The sequence below is a fragment of the Azospirillum doebereinerae genome, assembly GCF_003989665.1.
Lineage (GTDB): Bacteria > Pseudomonadota > Alphaproteobacteria > Azospirillales > Azospirillaceae > Azospirillum > Azospirillum doebereinerae.
In genome coordinates, this window is the sequence record NZ_RZIJ01000008.1 from 203148 (window position 1) to 218781 (window position 15634).

The window sequence follows — 15634 nt, forward strand, 5'->3', positions numbered from 1 at the left end:
CCCTCCCCATTACGCGGCCCATTACGCGGCGAGGGCGACGCCGAGGTGGCGTTCCAGCAGGGCGGCGTCGTTCTTGGCCTGATGGGCGGGGCCGGCGTGGACGACGCGGCCACGGTCGAGGAAGACCACGCTGTCGGCGAAGTCGAGCGCCCGGTCGACCTGCTGCTCGACCAGCACCACCGTCATGTCCAGCCGCGACAGCGCCTCCATCAACTGGTCGCAGATCACCGGGGCCAGCCCTTCCAGCGGCTCGTCCAGCAGCAGCGCGGTCGGCTTGCCCAGCAGGGCGCGGGCCACCGACAGCATTTGCTGCTCGCCGCCCGACAACTCGCCGCCGCCGTTGCGCCGCCGCTCGCCCAGGCGCGGGAACAGCGCGTAGGCCTCTTCCAACGCCGAACGCGGGCGGCCCTTCAAGCCGGTGACGAGGTTCTCCTCCACCGTCAGCGACTTGAACACGTCGCGCGTCTGCGGCACGTAGCCGAGCCCGGCCGCCGCCCGTGCCGACGAGGCGAGGCTTCCCAGTTCCACCCCGTCCAGCGCGATCGTCCCGGCGTGGCGCGTCGTCTGCCCGACCAGAGTCGCCAGCGTGGTGGTCTTGCCCACCCCGTTGCGGCCGAGCAGGGCCAGACGCCCGCCCGCCGGCACGGTGAAGGACACGCCCTCCAGGATCAGCGTCTTGCCGTGGCCGGCGGTCAGCCCCTCGACCCGCAGCAACCCCTTCCCCGTGGTTCCGACCTCGTCAGTGCGCATGCGCCCGGCTCCCCAGATAGACCTCGCGCACGCGCGGGTCGGCCACGATCTCCTTAGCGGTGCCGCTGCACAGCAACCGGCCCTGCGCCAGCACCACGATGGTGCGGGCGAAGCGGAACACCAGATCCATGTCGTGCTCGATCATCAGCACCGCCAGATCCTTGGGCAGCCGGTCGATGGCATCGAGGATGCGCTGGCTTTCGGAATGCGGCACACCGGCCGCCGGCTCGTCGAGGATCAGCACCTTGGGCTTCATCGCGAGGGCGAGCGCGATCTCCAGCAGACGCTGCTGCCCGTAGGCCAGCGAGCCCACCGGCGTCGCCGCCACCGCCCCCAACCCCATGGTGTCGAGCAGGCCCGCCACCTCGTCGGCCAGCCCCGGCGTTCCGGAGACCGAGGCGAACAGGCGGAAGGTCTTGGCGTCGCGTTGCAGGACGGCCAGTTCCAGATGCTCGCGCACCGTCATCGACTTGAACAGGCGGGCCACCTGGAAACTGCGGATCAGCCCGCGCCGCACCCGTTCGGCCGAGGACAGCTTGGTCACGTCCTGGCCGGCCAGCCGGATCGTCCCGGCGGTCGGCGGGATCACCCCGGTGACGAGGTTGACGAAGGTCGTCTTGCCCGCCCCGTTCGGCCCGATCAGCGCGCAGCGGTCGCCCGGATGCAGGCTCATCGTGATGTCGGAGGACACCTGCAGCCCGCCGAAGTTCTTGCTCAGACCCTCGACCTCCAGCAGCGCGCTCATGCCTTGTCTCCCTTGCGGCGCAGCAGCCCGGCCAGCCGCTCGAAGCCCGACAGGATGCCGCCGGGCAGGAACAGCACGACCCCCATCAGGAACAGGCCGATGAACAGCATCCAGTGGAACGGGTCGGTGGCGGCCAGGATGTGGTGGACGGCCATGAAGGCGACCGTGCCGATCACCGCGCCGTAGAGCCGCCCGGTGCCGCCCAGCACCAGCATGACCAGCGCCTCCGCCGACCACGAGAAGCTGGCGCTGTCCAGCCCGACGATGCCGCTGGTCACGGCGGTCAGCGCCCCGGCCACCCCGGCGAACACCCCGGCTACCGCGTACATCGCCACCAGATAGGCCTTGGGCGAGCCGCCGAGGGCCGAGACGCGCAGCGGGTCCTCCTTGACGCCCCGGCAGGCCAGCCCGAAGGGCGAGCGCACGATCCGCCGCGCCACCAGCAGCGCCACCACCAGCACCGCGAGCGCGAACAGGTAGGAGGTGCGCCCGACCATATCGAAACGGAACGCCCCGAACACCGGGTTGGGGTCGATGCCCGACAGCCCGTCGCTGCCGCCGGTCCAGTCGCGCGCCTTGTTGGCGACCTCCTGGACGATCTGCGTGACGGCGACGGTCAGCATCAGCAGGGTCAATCCACGCGCGTGCAGGATCAGCGCCCCGGTCGCAAGCGCGATCAGCCCGCCGGCCACGCCGCCGATGGCGAGCAGCGCCAGCGGGTCGGCGACCCAGTTCACCGCCGCGATGCCGGCGACGTAAGCGCCGGTGCCGAACATGGCGGCCTGCCCCAGCGTGGCGATGCCGCAATAGCCGAGCACGAGGTCGAGCGACAGCACGTAGAGCGCGGCGGCCAGGATGCGGGTCAGCAGGCCGAGGTCGCTGGGGAACAGCCAGAAGGCGGCGAGCCCGGCGACGGCGACCACCGGCACACCGATCCAGCCGAGGTCGCGCGGAGTCTTGAGCGGAGCGGCGAGCGGGGGGGAGGATGCGGTCATGCGGGCGGCGTCGGTCCGGTCGGATGTGGCGGCGGATGGGGTGGCGCTCATCATGCCGTCCTCCCCTTGAAGAAGCCGTGGGGCCAGCGGAACAGGATGAGGATGAGGGCGGCGTAGAAGAAGAACTCGCCGAAATTGGGGATCAGGTACTTGCCGGCGGTGTCGGTGATGCCGAGCGCGAGCGCGGCGGCGGCCGATCCGAAGATGCTGCCGGCCCCGCCGACGGCCACGACGGCCAGGAACAGCACGATGTAGCGGATGGCGTAGTAGGGCTCCAGCGGCAGCAGTTCCGCGCCCAGCACGCCGCCCAGCGCGGCCAGCCCGGTGCCCAGCGCGAAGGTCGCCATGTAGAGCCGCTCGGTGCGGATGCCCAGCGCGGCGGCCATGGCGGGATCGTCGACGGCGGCGCGCAGGCGGATGCCGAAATCGGTGCGCTCCAGCAGCCACCACAGCCCCAGCAGGGTGACGGCGCCCATGCCGATGACGAAGGCGCGGTGGGTGGGGATCGCCTTCGGCCCCAGCGACACGGTGCCGAGCAGCAGGTCGGGCAGCGGGATGCGTTTGAGGGTCGGGCCGAACAGGTAGTTGACGGTGGCGACGATGACGAAGGTCAGCCCGATGGTCAGCAGCACCTGCCCCAGTTCGTTGGCGTGGCCGTAGATGCGGCGGTAGAGCAGCTTTTCCAGCGGCAACGTGGCGAGCACGGTGAGCGCCACCGCGACGACCAGCGCCGCCGGATAGGGCAGCCCGAGCGACTGCGCGGCGTAGGAGGCGACGTAGCCCCCGACCATGGCGAAGGCGCCGTGGGCGAGGTTGACCACCCGCATCAGCCCCAGCGTGACCGACAGCCCGACCGAGATGATGAACAGGATCATCCCGTAGGCCACGCCGTCCACCGCGATGCCGAACAAGGTTTCCATGGCTGTCCTGTGTCTCTTTCGCTGGTGCTGTTTCATCCCTCTCCCGCCCCGGGAGAGGGAGGGGACCCATGCGAAGCATAAGGAGGGGGAGGGGCTATCGGGCGTGGTGCTTATCCATGTTCCCGTAGCCCCTCACCCTTCCCGCTTCGCGGGCCCCTTCCCTCTCCCGGGGCGGGAGAGGGAGTGTTACTTGCCGACCTTGTAGCCGTAATCCGGCTGGTCGGCGAAGGCGGCCTTTTCCACGTTCTGGAGCTTGCCGTCCACCTTCTCGACCACGCGCAGGTAGATGGTCTGGGTCACGTGCCGGCTGTCGGGGTTGATGGTCAGGGGACCGCGCGGGCTTTCCCAGCTCATCCCCTTCACCGCGTCCACCGCCTTGGCGCCGTCGGACTTGCCGCCGGTCTTCTGGATCATCGTGTAGATGACGTGCGCCCCGTCATAGGCGCCGACCGAGGTGAAGGTGACGGTGTCGCTCGACCCGAACAGCTCCTTGTGCTTGGCCAGGAACGCCTTGTTCTTGGCCGAATCGTGCGACTGGCTGTAGTTGAAGGTCGTGGTGATGCCGAGCGCCGCGTCGCCCAGCGCCGGCAGGTCCGGCTCCTGGGTGATGTCGCCGGGGCCGAAGAACCTGATGCCCTTGTCCTTGAGCCCGTTGTCGGCGAAGGCCTTGGCGAAGGCCAGCGTGGTCGGGCCGGCGGGCAGGAAGGCGTAGATCGCCTCGGCGCCGCTGTCCTTGATGCGCTGCATGAAGGGCGCGAAATCGTTGGACTTCAGCGGCATGCGGATGGTGTCGACCACGCTGCCGCCGGCCTTTTCGAAGGTCGCCTTGAAGGCGGTCTCGCCGTCGATGCCGGGACCGTAGTCGCTGACGGCGGTGACGACTTTCTTGATGCCCTGCTTGGCCATGTGCTCGGCCAGCGGCACGGTGTTCTGCCACAGCGTGAAGGAGGTGCGGACGTAGCGCGGCGACTTCTCGGTGATGGCGGAGGTGGCGGCGTTGAAGATCACCGCCGGGATGTTGGCCTCGTCGATCAGCGGCGCCACGGCGAGCGCGTCGGGGGTGAAGAAGAAGCCGGCGAGGTAGCCGACCTTCTCCTTGACGATCAGCTCCTGGGCGAGCGCCTTGCTCTGCGCCGGGTTGGCCTGGTCGAGGTCCTTGAAGACGAACTCGACGGTGTCGGCGCCGACGGTGGTGCCGTGTTCGGCCTGGTAGACGGCGATGGCCTCCTTGAAGGTCTTGCCGACCATGGCGAAGGGACCGGAGAAGGGCGCGATCACCCCCACCTTGATCGTCGCCGCCTGCGCGCCACCGGCCCCCGCCCCCCATCCGGATGCCAATCCGAACGCCGTGCAGAGCAAAGCTGTGCGAAGATGCTTCGTCATTGTTCCTCCCAGTTCTTGTCCGTGAGACGCGCCGGACGCCGCCGGTCGTTTCCAGTGTTCCGCAAAGCGTACTGAGGGGCAAACGAACCGTCAAGTGCGATATTAGAATTATAGGGCGATAAACGCACAAACAACGGTTTTCTTTTAAACAATTGAATTAACGTGGAAAAATTATGGAGCAACGACAGAGGCTTCCGGGTTCTCTAATTGTGCGCCGCAATATGGGCGTTAATCGCCCAATTTTGATGACTTTCGCCCTTGACACTTTGTTGGGCTGACGCTCAATCTGTGCGTAAATGAATGGCAATGTGCGGTCTTCGCACATATCGGGAGGTCGTATGGCCCTTATCACGCCCTTGCGCGAGGCGGTGTCCAGCCTCGTGCGCGACGGCGACACGGTTGCCCTCGAAGGTTTCACCCACCTCATTCCGCACGCCGCCGGGCACGAGATCGTGCGCCAGGCCCGCAAGGATCTGACCTTGGTCCGCATGACGCCCGATCTGGTCTACGACCAGTTGATCGGCATGGGCTGCGCCCGCAAGCTGATCTTCTCCTGGGGCGGCAACCCCGGCGTCGGCTCGCTCCACCGCTTCCGCGATGCGGTCGAGCGGGAGTGGCCGCACCGGCTGGAGATCGAGGAGCACAGCCACGCCGGCATGGCCAACGCCTATGTGGCCGGCGCCTCCAACCTGCCCTTCGCGCTGCTGCGCGGCTACACCGGCTCCGACCTGCCCAAGGTCAACCCGAACATCCGCTTCGTCGAATGCCCCTTCACGGGGGAGAAGCTGGCCGCCATCCCCTCGGTCCGCCCCGACGTGACGGTGATCCACGCCCAGAAGGCCGACCGGCGCGGCAACGTGCTGCTGTGGGGCATCCTGGGCGTCCAGAAGGAGGCGGTGCTGGCCGCCCAGCGCTCCATCGTCACGGTCGAGGAGATCGTCGACGACCTGGAGGCGCCGCCCAACGCCTGCGTCCTGCCGAGCTGGGCGCTGTCGGCCGTCTGCCACGTCCCCGGCGGCGCCTACCCGTCCTACGCGCAGGGCTACTCGGAGCGCGACAACCGCTTCTACAAGGACTGGGATCCGGTCGCCCGCTCGCGCGACGGCTTCCTCGCCTGGATGAAACGGCACGTGCTCGACACCGGGGATTTCGCGGAGTTCCGGCGGGTCCTCGCCGAAACCTCGGGCCCCGGAACGGCAAGGCAGGAGGGTGCGTGATGGCGGAACTGGATTTCTCGGCGACCGAGATCATGACCGTGGCGGCCAGCCGCCTGCTGAAGAACGGCACGGTGTGCTTCGTCGGCATCGGCCTGCCCTCCACGGCGGCCAACCTCGCCCGGCTGACCCACGCGCCCGACGTGGTGCTGATCTACGAATCCGGCCCGATCGGCGCCAAGCCGACCGTGCTGCCGCTGTCCATCGGCGACGGCGATCTGGCGCTGACCGCCGACACCGTGGTCAGCACGCCGGAGATCTTCCGCTACTGGCTCCAGGGCGGGCGGATCGACGTCGGCTTCCTGGGCGCCGCGCAGGTGGACCGCTTCGCCAACATCAACACCACGGTCATCGGCCCCTACGACGACCCCAAGGTGCGGCTGCCCGGCGCCGGGGGCGCGCCGGAGATCGCGGCGCAGGCCAAGGAGGTCTTCATCGTGCTCAAGCAGAGCCGCAAGGCCTTCGTGGACCGCCTGCCCTTCGTCACCTCGGCCGGCTTCCTCGACGGCGGCGACGCGCGCGAGAAGGCCGGGATCACCGGCGGCGGTCCGACGGCGGTCATCACCGACCTCGGCATCCTGACGCCCGATCCGGTGACCCGCGAGTTGACCCTGACCAGCGTCCACCCCGGCGTGACGGTGGAGCAGGTCAGGGAAGCCACCGGCTGGGATCTGAAGGTTTCCCCCGATCTCAAGACCACCGCGATTCCGGACGCCGAAGCCCTTACGGCCCTGCGCGACCTTCAGGCCCGCACCGCCAAGGCGCACGGCCAGGATTCCAGCGGCGGGGAGGGTTGAGCCATGCGTGACGCCTACCTCTGCGACGCCATCCGCACCCCCATCGGCCGCTACGCCGGCGCCCTGTCCTCGGTGCGCGCCGACGACCTCGGCGCCGTGCCGCTGCGGGCGCTGATGGCGCGCAACGCCGGGGTCGACTGGGCCGCCGTCGACGACGTGATCCTCGGCTGCGCCAACCAGGCCGGCGAGGACAACCGCAACGTCGCCCGCATGTCCACCCTGCTGGCCGGTCTGCCCGACGCGGTGCCGGGCACGACGATGAACCGGCTCTGCGGCTCGGGCATGGACGCCATCGCCACGGCGGCGCGCGCCATCAAGGCCGGCGACGCCGAACTGATGATCGCCGGCGGCGTCGAAAGCATGAGCCGCGCTCCCTTCGTCATGGGCAAGGCGGACAGCGCCTTCTCGCGCGCCGCCGAGATGCACGACACGACGCTCGGCTGGCGTTTCGTCAACCCGGCGCTGAAGGCGCTCTACGGCACCGATTCCATGCCGGAGACCGGCGAGAACGTCGCCGCCGACTGGAAGATCGCCCGCGCCGACCAGGACGCCTTCGCCCTGCGCAGCCAGCAGCGCGCCGCCCGCGCCATCGCCGAGGGCTGGCTGGCGCAGGAGATCGTCCCGGTGACGATCAAGGGCCGCAAGGGCGAGACGGTGGTCGCCACCGACGAGCACCCCCGCGCCACCACGCTGGAGGCGCTGGCCGCGCTGAAGCCGGTGGTGCGCCCCGGCGGCACGGTGACGGCCGGCAACGCGTCCGGTCTCAACGACGGCGCCTGCGCGGTGCTGATCGCGTCGGAGGCGGCGGTGAAGCGCCACGGCCTGACGCCGCGCGCCCGCCTCCTGGCCGGCGCCACGGCCGGCGTGCCGCCGCGCGTCATGGGCATCGGCCCGGTGCCGGCGACGCGCAAGCTGCTGGAAAGGCTGGGCCGGACCATCGGGTCGGTCGACGTGGTCGAACTGAACGAGGCCTTCGCCGCGCAGGGCTTGGCGGTGATGCGCGAGCTGGGGTTGCCGGACGACGCGGAGCACGTCAACCCGAACGGCGGCGCCATCGCGCTCGGCCATCCGCTGGGCATGAGCGGCGCGCGTCTGGTGACGACGGCGCTCCACCAGTTGGAGCGGACGGGCGGGCGCAGCGCGCTCTGCACCATGTGCATCGGCGTCGGCCAAGGCATCGCGGTGATGATCGAGCGGGTGTAGGCTCGGAACAAGCGTGTGCCCCCTCCCCAGCCCTCCCCCGCTTGCGCGGGAGAGGGTGCCTTCTGCGAAGCGGCGGAGTTCCCTCTCCCGCTGAAAGCGGGGGAGGGTCAGGGAGGGGGCCGCCGCAACCACAAGAACATCGGGAGACACCATGCCCTTCATCGACGCCGGCGGCATCACGGTCCATTACGACCTGACCGGCCCGGCCGACGCGCCGGTCCTGCTGCTCGCCAACTCCATCGGCACCAGTTTCCACATCTGGGACGCGATGGTTCCGGCGCTGTCCCGGCGTTACCGCCTGCTGCGCTACGACATGCGCGGGCACGGGCTGACCCAGGTCACGACGGTGACGGAGGCGGCCGGCTACACGATGGACACGCTCGCCGACGACGCGGCGGCGCTGCTCGACGCGCTGGGCATCGCGCGGGCGCATGTCTGCGGGCTGTCCATCGGGGGCATGATGGCGCAGCGGCTGGCCGTGAAGGCACCGGAGCGCGTGCGCGGCCTCGTCCTGTGCGACACGGCCGGGCTGATCGGCCCGCCCTCGGTGTGGGCGGAGCGCATCGCGGCGATCCGCGCGCGCGGCATGGCGAGCATCGCCGAGGGCGTGATGGCGCGCTGGTTCACCGAGGGCTTCCGCGCCGAACGGCCGGACCAGATTCGCGGCTACGTCGCCATGCTCGGGCGGACGACCGAGGACGGCTATGTCGGCTGCGCGATGGCGATCCGCGACGCCGATCTGCGCGCCGACAACGCGCGCATCGCGGCGCCGACGCTTGTGGTGGTCGGCGAGCGCGATCTGGCGACCCCGCCGGCCCTGGCGGAGGAACTGGCCGCGGGCATCCCCGGCGCCCGTTTCGCCCTGCTGCCCGACGCCGCCCACATCCCCTGCGTGGAGCGCCCGGACGAACTGGCCGCGCTGATCGAGGATTTCCTCGGCGCCCTGCCGCGCGATTGAGAAGGAGCAAGCCGCGATGAACGACGAAACCCCGAAGGGCATGCTCGACAAGGATCTGTACGACCGGGGCATGGCGGTGCGCCGCACGGTGCTGGGCGACGCCCATGTCGACCGCTCGCTGGCCCGCGCCACGCCGTTCGACGCCGATTTCCAGGAATACATCACCAAGCAGGCCTGGGGATCGGTCTGGACCCGGCCGGGGCTGGACACACGGACGCGCAGCATGCTGACCATCGCCATGCTGGCGGCGCTGGGCAAGGACGGCGAGTTCAAGCTGCACATCCGCGCCACCCGCAACACCGGCGTGACCCGCGACGAGGTGAAGGAAATCCTGCTTCAAACCGCCGTCTACGCCGGGGTTCCCACCGCCAACCACGCCATCGCGCTGGCGCGCAGCGTCTACGACGAGATGGACGCCGAAGAGGCGAAGGGCTGAGGCCGCCATGACCGACCCGCTTCTCGATCCGCTGTTCACCACCGCCGAGGCGTCGCAAGCCTTCTCCCCGGCCGCGCGCCTGCAGGGGATGCTGGATTTCGAGGCGGCGCTGGCCCGCGCCGAGGCCGCCACCGGCGTCATTCCGGACAGCGCGGTCTCCGCCATCGCGGCGGCTTGCGACGCGGCGCTCTACGACACGGACGCGCTGGGGGCGGAGGCGGCGCTGGCCGGCAACACCGCCATTCCGCTGGTCAAGCACCTGACCGCCCGCGTCAAGGAAACGGACCCCGAGGCCGCGCGCTTCGTCCATTGGGGCGCCACCAGCCAGGACGCCATGGACAGCGGCCTGATGCTGCAACTGCGCGGCTTCATCGACGGGCTGGACGCGGACGTGAAGACGCTGTCCGCCGCGCTGGCCGACCTCGCCGACCGGCACCGCTCCACGCCGATGGTGGCGCGGACGTGGTTGCAGCACGCGCTGCCGACCACCTTCGGTCTGAAGGCCGCCGTCTGGCTCGACGCGCTGGGCCGCGACCGGGAACGGCTGGCGGCGGCGCGCGGGCGGCTGGCGCTCCAGTTCGGCGGAGCCGCCGGAACGCTGGCGGCGCTGGGCGGGGCCGGGCCGGCGGTGGCCGGGGCGCTCGCCCGCGAACTGGGCCTCCCCCTCCCCGCCCTGCCCTGGCACACCAGCCGCGACCGGATCACCGAACTGGCGTCGGCGCTGGGCATCCTTGCCGGCACGCTGGGGACCATCGGGCGCGACGTGTCGCTGATGATGCAGATGGAGGTCGCCGAGGCCTTCGAGCCGTCCGGTCCCGGCCGGGGCGGGTCCTCCACCATGCCGCACAAGCGCAACCCGGTGTCCTGCGCCGTTTTGCTCTCGGCCGCGATCCGCGCCCCGGCGCTGGTCGGCGGGCTGCTCGCCGCGCAGGTGCAGGAGCATGAGCGGGGCCTCGGCGGCTGGCACGCCGAATGGCAGGCCCTGCCCGACCTTGCCCGCATCGTCGCCGGGGCCGCGCGCCACGCGTCGGGCCTGATCGCCGGGCTGACGGTGGACGCCGGGCGCATGCGCGCCAACCTGGACCTGACGCGCGGCCTGATCCTGGCCGAGGCGGTGACGATGGCGCTGGGCGAGCGCATGGGCCGGCTCGCCGCCCATTCCCGCGTCGCCGAGGCCAGCCGCCGCGCTGCGGCCGACCATCGCCCCTTGCGCGACGTTCTGGAGGAGGATTCGGAGATCGTCGCGGCGCTGGGCGCCGACGGCCTCGACCGGCTCTTCGACCCGCTGAACTACACCGGATCGGCCGGGCATTTCATCGACCGCGTCCTGGCCGCCCACGCCACCGACCAATGAACGAGAGCGGTCCGCACCAAGGCCGCCCGGAGGAAACCTTGCCCGCACAGGAGACGCCTGACATGGACACCCCACTCCCGCCGGACGCCGATTTCACCCCCCGCGACTGGGCGCAGCACCCGCCCTACCTGTCGCCGGGCTACAAATCGACGGTGCTGCGCTCGCCGCGCAAGCCGCTGATCCCGATGAAGCAGAGCCTGTCGGTCCGCACCGGCCCGGTGTTCGGGCAGGACAGCCTCGACCCGCTCGACGCCGACCTGACGAAGAACGGCCGCGTCAACGGCGAGCCGATCGGCGAGCGCATCATCGTCACCGGCCGCGTGCTGGGCGAGGATGGCCGCCCGGTCCCCAACACGCTGCTGGAGATCTGGCAGGCCAACGCCACCGGCCGTTACGTCCACCGCTGGGACCAGCACGACGCGCCGCTCGACCCGAACTTCTTCGGGGCCGGGCGTTGCATGACCGACGAGCAGGGGCGCTACCGCTTCACCTCGATCAAGCCCGGCGCCTATCCCTGGGGCAACCACCACAACGCGTGGCGCCCGGCGCACATCCATTTCTCGCTGTTCGGGCCGTCCTTCCTGACCCGTCTGGTCACCCAGATGTATTTCCCCGGCGATCCGCTGCTGCCGCTCGACCCGATCTTCAACGGGGTTCCCGAGCAGTCGCGCGACCTGCTGGTGTCCCGTTTCTCGATCGACGTGACCGAGCCGGTCTGGGCGCTGGGCTACGAGTTCGACATCGTCCTGCGCGGACGCCATTCCACGCCGATGGAGGCCTGAGCCATGCTGAAGCAGACCCCGTCCCAGACGGTCGGCCCCTATTTCGCCTACGCCTGGACCCCGGAAACCTACGGCCGCCGGCCGCTGGCGACCAACGACCTGACCCGCGTCGGCACGCCGGGCGAGCGCATCCGCCTGGAGGGCGTGGTGTACGACGGCGCCGGGGCCATCGTCCGCGACTGCGTGGTGGAGATCTGGCAGGCCGACGCCGAGGGGCGCCACCAGCCCGGAACGGCGGGGTTTGGCCGCTGCGCCACCAACGACGCGGGCGAGTATCATTTCGACACGGTGAAGCCAGGCGCGCTGGGCGACGGACAGGCCCCGCACATCGCGGTGACGGTCTTCGCGCGCGGCATGCTGAGCCACGCCTTCACCCGCGTGCATTTCTCCGACGAGGAGAGCGCCAACGCCCAGGATCCGGTCCTGGCGGCGGTGCCGGAGGACCGGCGCTCGACGCTGATCGCCACCCGCAGCGAACGGGGCGGCGCGGTCTACCGCTTCGACATCCGCATCCAGGGCGACGACGAAACGGTGTTCTTCGACTGCTGAGGGTGCCGTGCCCTCTCCATAACCCTCTCACCCCCGGGGAGAGGATGGCCCGCAGGGCCGGTGAGGGGGCGTTACGGCCGGCAGGCCGGAAAAAGAAAATCGGCTCGGCATTCATCACCGTCAAACGGCCGCCGTGCGCGCCCCCTCCCCCAACCCTCTCCCCGGGGGGCTCCGGCATTCACACATCTCGCACAGGCAATGAAGAACGCACCCTGGTGTTGAGGAAGCCCCTCTCCCCTCGTGGGAGAGGGGTTGGGGTGAGGGGGTGCAAGCTTCCGCCTTTGGCGGAATACCCCTCATCCCAACCCTTCTCCCGCAAGGGGAGAAGGGCTATCCGCTTCCAAAGGTTGCGACGCCTTTGCGGATGCGAGATGTGTGAATTCCGGAGCCTCGGGGGGAGAGGACTATGAAGCGGGGAGAACCTCACGCCCGCGCGCGTTCGATCTCCACGCCGACGCTGGCGGCGTCGGGGAACACGTCGAGCTTCTCGACGCGGACCTTCGCCGCCGTCACCCGCGCGTCGGCAAGGCAGCGTTCGGCGATGCGCTCCGCCAGCGTCTCCACCAGCGTCACATGGCCGTCCGTCACCACGCCCTTGACGACGGACGCCATGTCCTCGCCGGTCACACCGGGGGCGATCACGTCGAGGTCCAGGTTCAGGCGGATGCGCTGCGGCTTGATGCGCTCGTGCGCGTAGACGCCGATCAGCGCGTCCATCACCAGATCGCGGACGAAACAGCGGGTGGACAGCACCGCCGGCGCCGAACGCGGCAGCGGGGCGGTGACGGTGGCGAAGAGCTTGTTCATGCGCGAACGCCTAACACGGCGGCGCCGCGCTTGCCAAGCCGCCGTCGCCGCAACCCAGGGTCCGCCCCGATGGGCGGCCCGTCCTCACATCAGGCGCGGCTCAGGGGGCCTCGGCCCGGATCCGCTCGCGCAGCACGTCGATGGGCTGGAGGGCGTCGCCGTCCTCGTAATGCCAGAAGGTCCAGCCGTTGCACGCCGGCAGACCCGCCATGGCGGCGCCGACCTGATGGATCGAGCCGCGATGGTCGCCGCGCGGGCCGGACCCGAGCAGCGTGCCGTCGGCGCGCACCTTGGCCGCGACGCGGCGCCGCAGGTCGAACAGGGTCGCGCCGGGGCGCAGCAGCCCGCGCTCCACCACCCAGCCGAAGGGGATGCGCGGCGCGCTGCGCTTGGGCGGCGTGTCGAGCAGGGCGCCTTCGGGCGCCTCCTCCACCGCGTCGATGCGGGCCTGGGCCGCCTTGACGTAGGTGTCGTCGCGCTCCAGCCCGATCCACTTGCGGCCCAGCCGCTTGGCCACGGCGCCGGTGGTGCCGGTGCCGAAGAACGGGTCGAGCACCGTGTCGCCCGGCTTGGACGACGACATGATGACCCGGTACAGCAGCGATTCCGGCTTCTGCGTCGGGTGGGTCTTCTTGCCGTCCTGGTCGCGCAGGCGCTCGCCGCCGGTGCAGATCGGCAGCACCCAGTCGCTGCGCATCTGAAGATCCTCGTTGAGGTTCTTCATGGCGTCGTAGTTGAAGTGATAGCGCGCGTCCTTGTCCTTGGACGCCCAGATCATCGTCTCGTGCGCGTTGGCGAAGCGGGTGCCGCGGAAGTTCGGCATCGGGTTGGTCTTGCGCCAGACGATGTCGTTCAGGATCCAGAACCCGAGGTTCTGGAGCGTCGCGCCGACCCGGAAGATGTTGTGGTAGCTGCCGATCACCCACAGCGACCCGTCCGGCTTCAGGATGCGGCGGGCGGCCGCCATCCAGTCGCGCGTGAAGCGGTCGTAGGTCTCGAAGTCGTCGAACTTGTCCCACTCGTCGTCCACCCCGGCGACCCGGGAATGGTTCGGCCGCAGCAGCTCGCCCCCCAACTGGAGATTGTAGGGAGGGTCGGCGAAGACGAGGTCGACCGACTCGGGCGGCAGTTCGTTCATGAGAGCGATGCAGTCGCCGACGAGGATACGATTGTGAGGGAGCATGTTGGCAACCGAATGAAGCGGGGACTCGGCCGGACAATGATTCCTGCCCGAGTCGCCGTCAACAGCTTTCTTCGCCAAGAATCTTGAGAGTCAGCCGGTTAGCGCCTTTTGCCGGGCAACTGGTGCAAAAGAGACTCGGTGGTGGGGGGTGACGCCGTGGACGCCGAGCGCGGCCAGATGCTCGGGCGTCGGGTAGCCGGCGTTGCGGTCCCAGCCATAGTGTGGATGGGTGGCCGACAACCGCAACATCTCGCTGTCGCGCGCCACTTTGGCGAGAATAGACGCGGCGGCGATGGATTGGCTGCGGCTGTCGCCCTTGACCACGGCCACGGCCTCGCAGCCGAGGTCGGGGACGAACTTTCCGTCGATCAACGCCGCGTCGGGCGCCGCGCCGGGCAGCGCGAGATAAGCGCGCTTCATGGCGAGCAGCGTCGCCTTGTGGATGTTCAGCTCGTCGATCTCCTGGGCCGAGGCTTCGGCGATGGCGAAGGCGAGCGCGTGGGCGCGGATGGCCGGCTCGATCTCCTCGCGCAGGCGGCGCGCCAGGGCCTTGCTGTCGTCGATCAGCGCGGCGATCTCCGGCGGCAGCCCTTCGGGGGGCAGGACCACGGCGGCGGCGACCACCGGCCCGGCGAGCGGCCCGCGCCCGACCTCGTCGATGCCGCAGACCCGGCGGCCGGGACCGAAGGCGGTCTCGAAGGACAGATCGGGGCGGTACCGGGGCAGCGGCGGGCGCGGCGCGGCGGAGGCGGCTTTGCGGGGCATGGCGGGGCTTTTGCGGATGGGAACGATCCGCTTGGATTATCCGGCCGGGGCGATGGCCGCAAGGTGGCCGCGAAGTCGGGGGACCGTGGTTTTTCCGATCATTCCCTTGAGAAGCCCCTCGCGGCTGCGGTATGGATGCGCCCCGCGTCGGCACCGGCCGCCGCAACGCGCCATAGCTTTAGAGAACCCGCCATGACCGCCGAAACCATGCCCGCCACCGCCGAATGCCCCTGCCGGTCCGGCAAGACCCTGGAGGCCTGTTGCGGCCCCTATCTGGCCGGCCTGCCGGCGCCGACGGCCGAAGCGTTGATGCGGTCGCGCTACTCGGCCTTCTCGACCGGCGACATCGACTACCTGCGCGAGACCCTGCTGCCGAGCACCCGCGACGACTTCAACCGCGAGGAGGTCGAGGCTTGGGCCAAGAACAGCACTTGGACCGGGCTTGAGATCCGTGGCACCGAGGCCGGCCAGCCGGGCGACAGCGAGGGCGTGGTCGAGTTCGTCGCCCGCTTTTCGATGAACGGCAAGCCGATGACCCACCACGAGACCAGCCGCTTCGCCCACCAGGACGGCCGCTGGTACTACGTGGACGGCACGCTGGGCGCCCGCCCGCGCAGCGGCCCGAAGACCGGCCGCAACGAGCCCTGCCCCTGCGGCAGCGGCAAGAAGTACAAGAAATGCCACGGGGCTTCGGTCTGATTCGGCCGTTTTTTCTTGTCCCGATGCGGTTCCGGACCGGTCTTGTTTCCCGGCGCGCCCAGCAAAATGGGCGCGGTCGAGACTTTATCGAGTC

Annotated in this window: 17 protein-coding genes; 9 read left to right on the forward strand and 8 right to left on the reverse strand. The window is 70.0% G+C overall.

Annotation, left to right across the window (positions count from 1 at the left end; translation table 11 throughout):
• Positions 1-21: 21 nt before the first annotated feature.
• From EJ913_RS12575 to EJ913_RS12595, 5 genes are all read right to left on the reverse strand, one after another.
• Positions 22-750 carry an ABC transporter ATP-binding protein gene (locus EJ913_RS12575; protein ID WP_126998283.1) on the reverse strand — a complete coding sequence of 243 codons (729 nt, stop codon included), beginning with the start codon at positions 748-750 and terminating at the stop codon, positions 22-24.
• Positions 740-1495 (reverse strand): ABC transporter ATP-binding protein, encoded by a 756-nt coding sequence (locus EJ913_RS12580; RefSeq protein ID WP_126998285.1) that lies wholly within the window; start codon positions 1493-1495, stop codon positions 740-742. The genes EJ913_RS12575 and EJ913_RS12580 overlap by 11 nt, the downstream gene beginning before the upstream one ends.
• Entirely contained in the window at positions 1492-2544 is a 1053-nt protein-coding gene (locus EJ913_RS12585) for a branched-chain amino acid ABC transporter permease (RefSeq protein WP_244939341.1), read from the reverse strand. The genes EJ913_RS12580 and EJ913_RS12585 overlap by 4 nt, the downstream gene beginning before the upstream one ends.
• The gene (locus tag EJ913_RS12590) at positions 2541-3410 is read right to left on the reverse strand and encodes a branched-chain amino acid ABC transporter permease (RefSeq protein ID WP_126998287.1); all 870 of its coding nucleotides are present in this window, start codon (positions 3408-3410) and stop codon (positions 2541-2543) included. The genes EJ913_RS12585 and EJ913_RS12590 overlap by 4 nt, the downstream gene beginning before the upstream one ends.
• A gap of 186 nt (positions 3411-3596) precedes the next feature.
• Entirely contained in the window at positions 3597-4793 is a 1197-nt protein-coding gene (locus EJ913_RS12595; protein ID WP_126998289.1) for an ABC transporter substrate-binding protein, read from the reverse strand.
• 338 nt (positions 4794-5131) lie between these two features.
• Here EJ913_RS12595 and EJ913_RS12600 point away from each other — a divergent pair, with 338 nt between their 5' ends.
• The 8 genes from EJ913_RS12600 to pcaG all read left to right on the forward strand — a co-directional run bounded on the left by EJ913_RS12600 (position 5132) and on the right by pcaG (position 12086).
• Positions 5132-6010, forward strand: a complete 879-nt coding sequence (locus EJ913_RS12600) for a CoA transferase subunit A (RefSeq protein WP_126998291.1) — start codon at positions 5132-5134, stop codon at positions 6008-6010.
• Positions 6010-6804, forward strand: coding sequence for a CoA-transferase subunit beta (locus EJ913_RS12605; RefSeq protein WP_126998293.1), 795 nt, complete (start codon positions 6010-6012; stop codon positions 6802-6804). The genes EJ913_RS12600 and EJ913_RS12605 overlap by 1 nt, the downstream gene beginning before the upstream one ends.
• A 3-nt stretch (positions 6805-6807) precedes the next feature.
• The gene (gene pcaF, locus EJ913_RS12610) at positions 6808-8007 is read left to right on the forward strand and encodes a 3-oxoadipyl-CoA thiolase (protein ID WP_126998295.1); all 1200 of its coding nucleotides are present in this window, start codon (positions 6808-6810) and stop codon (positions 8005-8007) included.
• 151 nt (positions 8008-8158) lie between these two features.
• Positions 8159-8965 (forward strand): 3-oxoadipate enol-lactonase, encoded by an 807-nt coding sequence (pcaD, locus tag EJ913_RS12615; protein WP_126998297.1) that lies wholly within the window; start codon positions 8159-8161, stop codon positions 8963-8965.
• A 16-nt stretch (positions 8966-8981) separates the two neighbouring features.
• Entirely contained in the window at positions 8982-9401 is a 420-nt protein-coding gene (pcaC, locus tag EJ913_RS12620) for a 4-carboxymuconolactone decarboxylase (protein WP_425321111.1), read from the forward strand.
• Between the two features lie 7 nt (positions 9402-9408).
• Positions 9409-10755: a 3-carboxy-cis,cis-muconate cycloisomerase gene (locus tag EJ913_RS12625; RefSeq protein WP_126998299.1), complete on the forward strand. Its 1347-nt coding sequence runs from the start codon at positions 9409-9411 to the stop codon at positions 10753-10755.
• Between the two features lie 62 nt (positions 10756-10817).
• Positions 10818-11537: a protocatechuate 3,4-dioxygenase subunit beta gene (pcaH, locus tag EJ913_RS12630; protein WP_126998301.1), complete on the forward strand. Its 720-nt coding sequence runs from the start codon at positions 10818-10820 to the stop codon at positions 11535-11537.
• Between the two features lie 3 nt (positions 11538-11540).
• A complete protein-coding gene (gene pcaG, locus EJ913_RS12635; protein ID WP_126998303.1) occupies positions 11541-12086 on the forward strand; it encodes a protocatechuate 3,4-dioxygenase subunit alpha in 546 nt (181 codons plus the stop codon).
• A 423-nt stretch (positions 12087-12509) separates the two neighbouring features.
• Here pcaG and EJ913_RS12645 read toward each other — a convergent pair whose 3' ends face one another.
• The 3 genes from EJ913_RS12645 to EJ913_RS12655 all read right to left on the reverse strand — a co-directional run bounded on the left by EJ913_RS12645 (position 12510) and on the right by EJ913_RS12655 (position 14841).
• The gene (locus EJ913_RS12645; protein WP_126998305.1) at positions 12510-12893 is read right to left on the reverse strand and encodes a dihydroneopterin aldolase; all 384 of its coding nucleotides are present in this window, start codon (positions 12891-12893) and stop codon (positions 12510-12512) included.
• A gap of 100 nt (positions 12894-12993) precedes the next feature.
• Positions 12994-14076, reverse strand: a complete 1083-nt coding sequence (locus tag EJ913_RS12650) for a site-specific DNA-methyltransferase (protein ID WP_126998307.1) — start codon at positions 14074-14076, stop codon at positions 12994-12996.
• A gap of 90 nt (positions 14077-14166) precedes the next feature.
• Positions 14167-14841, reverse strand: a complete 675-nt coding sequence (locus EJ913_RS12655; protein ID WP_126998309.1) for a ribonuclease HII — start codon at positions 14839-14841, stop codon at positions 14167-14169.
• Positions 14842-15033: 192 nt separating this feature from the next.
• Here EJ913_RS12655 and EJ913_RS12660 point away from each other — a divergent pair, with 192 nt between their 5' ends.
• The gene (locus tag EJ913_RS12660) at positions 15034-15540 is read left to right on the forward strand and encodes a YchJ family protein (protein WP_211098941.1); all 507 of its coding nucleotides are present in this window, start codon (positions 15034-15036) and stop codon (positions 15538-15540) included.
• Positions 15541-15634: the final 94 nt, after the last annotated feature.

Excerpts from the sequence above, each read along its gene's own strand:
- EJ913_RS12585 (WP_244939341.1), bottom strand. The coding sequence starts at position 2,544 with ATGATGAGCGCCACCCCATCCGCCGCCACATCCGACCGGACCGACGCC.
- pcaG (WP_126998303.1), top strand. The coding sequence starts at position 11,541 with ATGCTGAAGCAGACCCCGTCCCAGACGGTCGGCCCCTATTTCGCCTAC.
- EJ913_RS12605 (WP_126998293.1), top strand. The coding sequence starts at position 6,010 with ATGGCGGAACTGGATTTCTCGGCGACCGAGATCATGACCGTGGCGGCC.
- pcaF (WP_126998295.1), top strand. The coding sequence starts at position 6,808 with ATGCGTGACGCCTACCTCTGCGACGCCATCCGCACCCCCATCGGCCGC.
- EJ913_RS12575 (WP_126998283.1), bottom strand. The coding sequence starts at position 750 with ATGCGCACTGACGAGGTCGGAACCACGGGGAAGGGGTTGCTGCGGGTC.
- EJ913_RS12590 (WP_126998287.1), bottom strand. The coding sequence starts at position 3,410 with ATGGAAACCTTGTTCGGCATCGCGGTGGACGGCGTGGCCTACGGGATG.
- EJ913_RS12660 (WP_211098941.1), top strand. The coding sequence starts at position 15,034 with ATGACCGCCGAAACCATGCCCGCCACCGCCGAATGCCCCTGCCGGTCC.
- EJ913_RS12595 (WP_126998289.1), bottom strand. The coding sequence starts at position 4,793 with ATGACGAAGCATCTTCGCACAGCTTTGCTCTGCACGGCGTTCGGATTG.
- EJ913_RS12580 (WP_126998285.1), bottom strand. The coding sequence starts at position 1,495 with ATGAGCGCGCTGCTGGAGGTCGAGGGTCTGAGCAAGAACTTCGGCGGG.
- pcaH (WP_126998301.1), top strand. The coding sequence starts at position 10,818 with ATGGACACCCCACTCCCGCCGGACGCCGATTTCACCCCCCGCGACTGG.
- pcaD (WP_126998297.1), top strand. The coding sequence starts at position 8,159 with ATGCCCTTCATCGACGCCGGCGGCATCACGGTCCATTACGACCTGACC.
- EJ913_RS12645 (WP_126998305.1), bottom strand. The coding sequence starts at position 12,893 with ATGAACAAGCTCTTCGCCACCGTCACCGCCCCGCTGCCGCGTTCGGCG.
- EJ913_RS12650 (WP_126998307.1), bottom strand. The coding sequence starts at position 14,076 with ATGCTCCCTCACAATCGTATCCTCGTCGGCGACTGCATCGCTCTCATG.
- EJ913_RS12600 (WP_126998291.1), top strand. The coding sequence starts at position 5,132 with ATGGCCCTTATCACGCCCTTGCGCGAGGCGGTGTCCAGCCTCGTGCGC.
- EJ913_RS12625 (WP_126998299.1), top strand. The coding sequence starts at position 9,409 with ATGACCGACCCGCTTCTCGATCCGCTGTTCACCACCGCCGAGGCGTCG.
- EJ913_RS12655 (WP_126998309.1), bottom strand. The coding sequence starts at position 14,841 with ATGCCCCGCAAAGCCGCCTCCGCCGCGCCGCGCCCGCCGCTGCCCCGG.
- pcaC (WP_425321111.1), top strand. The coding sequence starts at position 8,982 with ATGAACGACGAAACCCCGAAGGGCATGCTCGACAAGGATCTGTACGAC.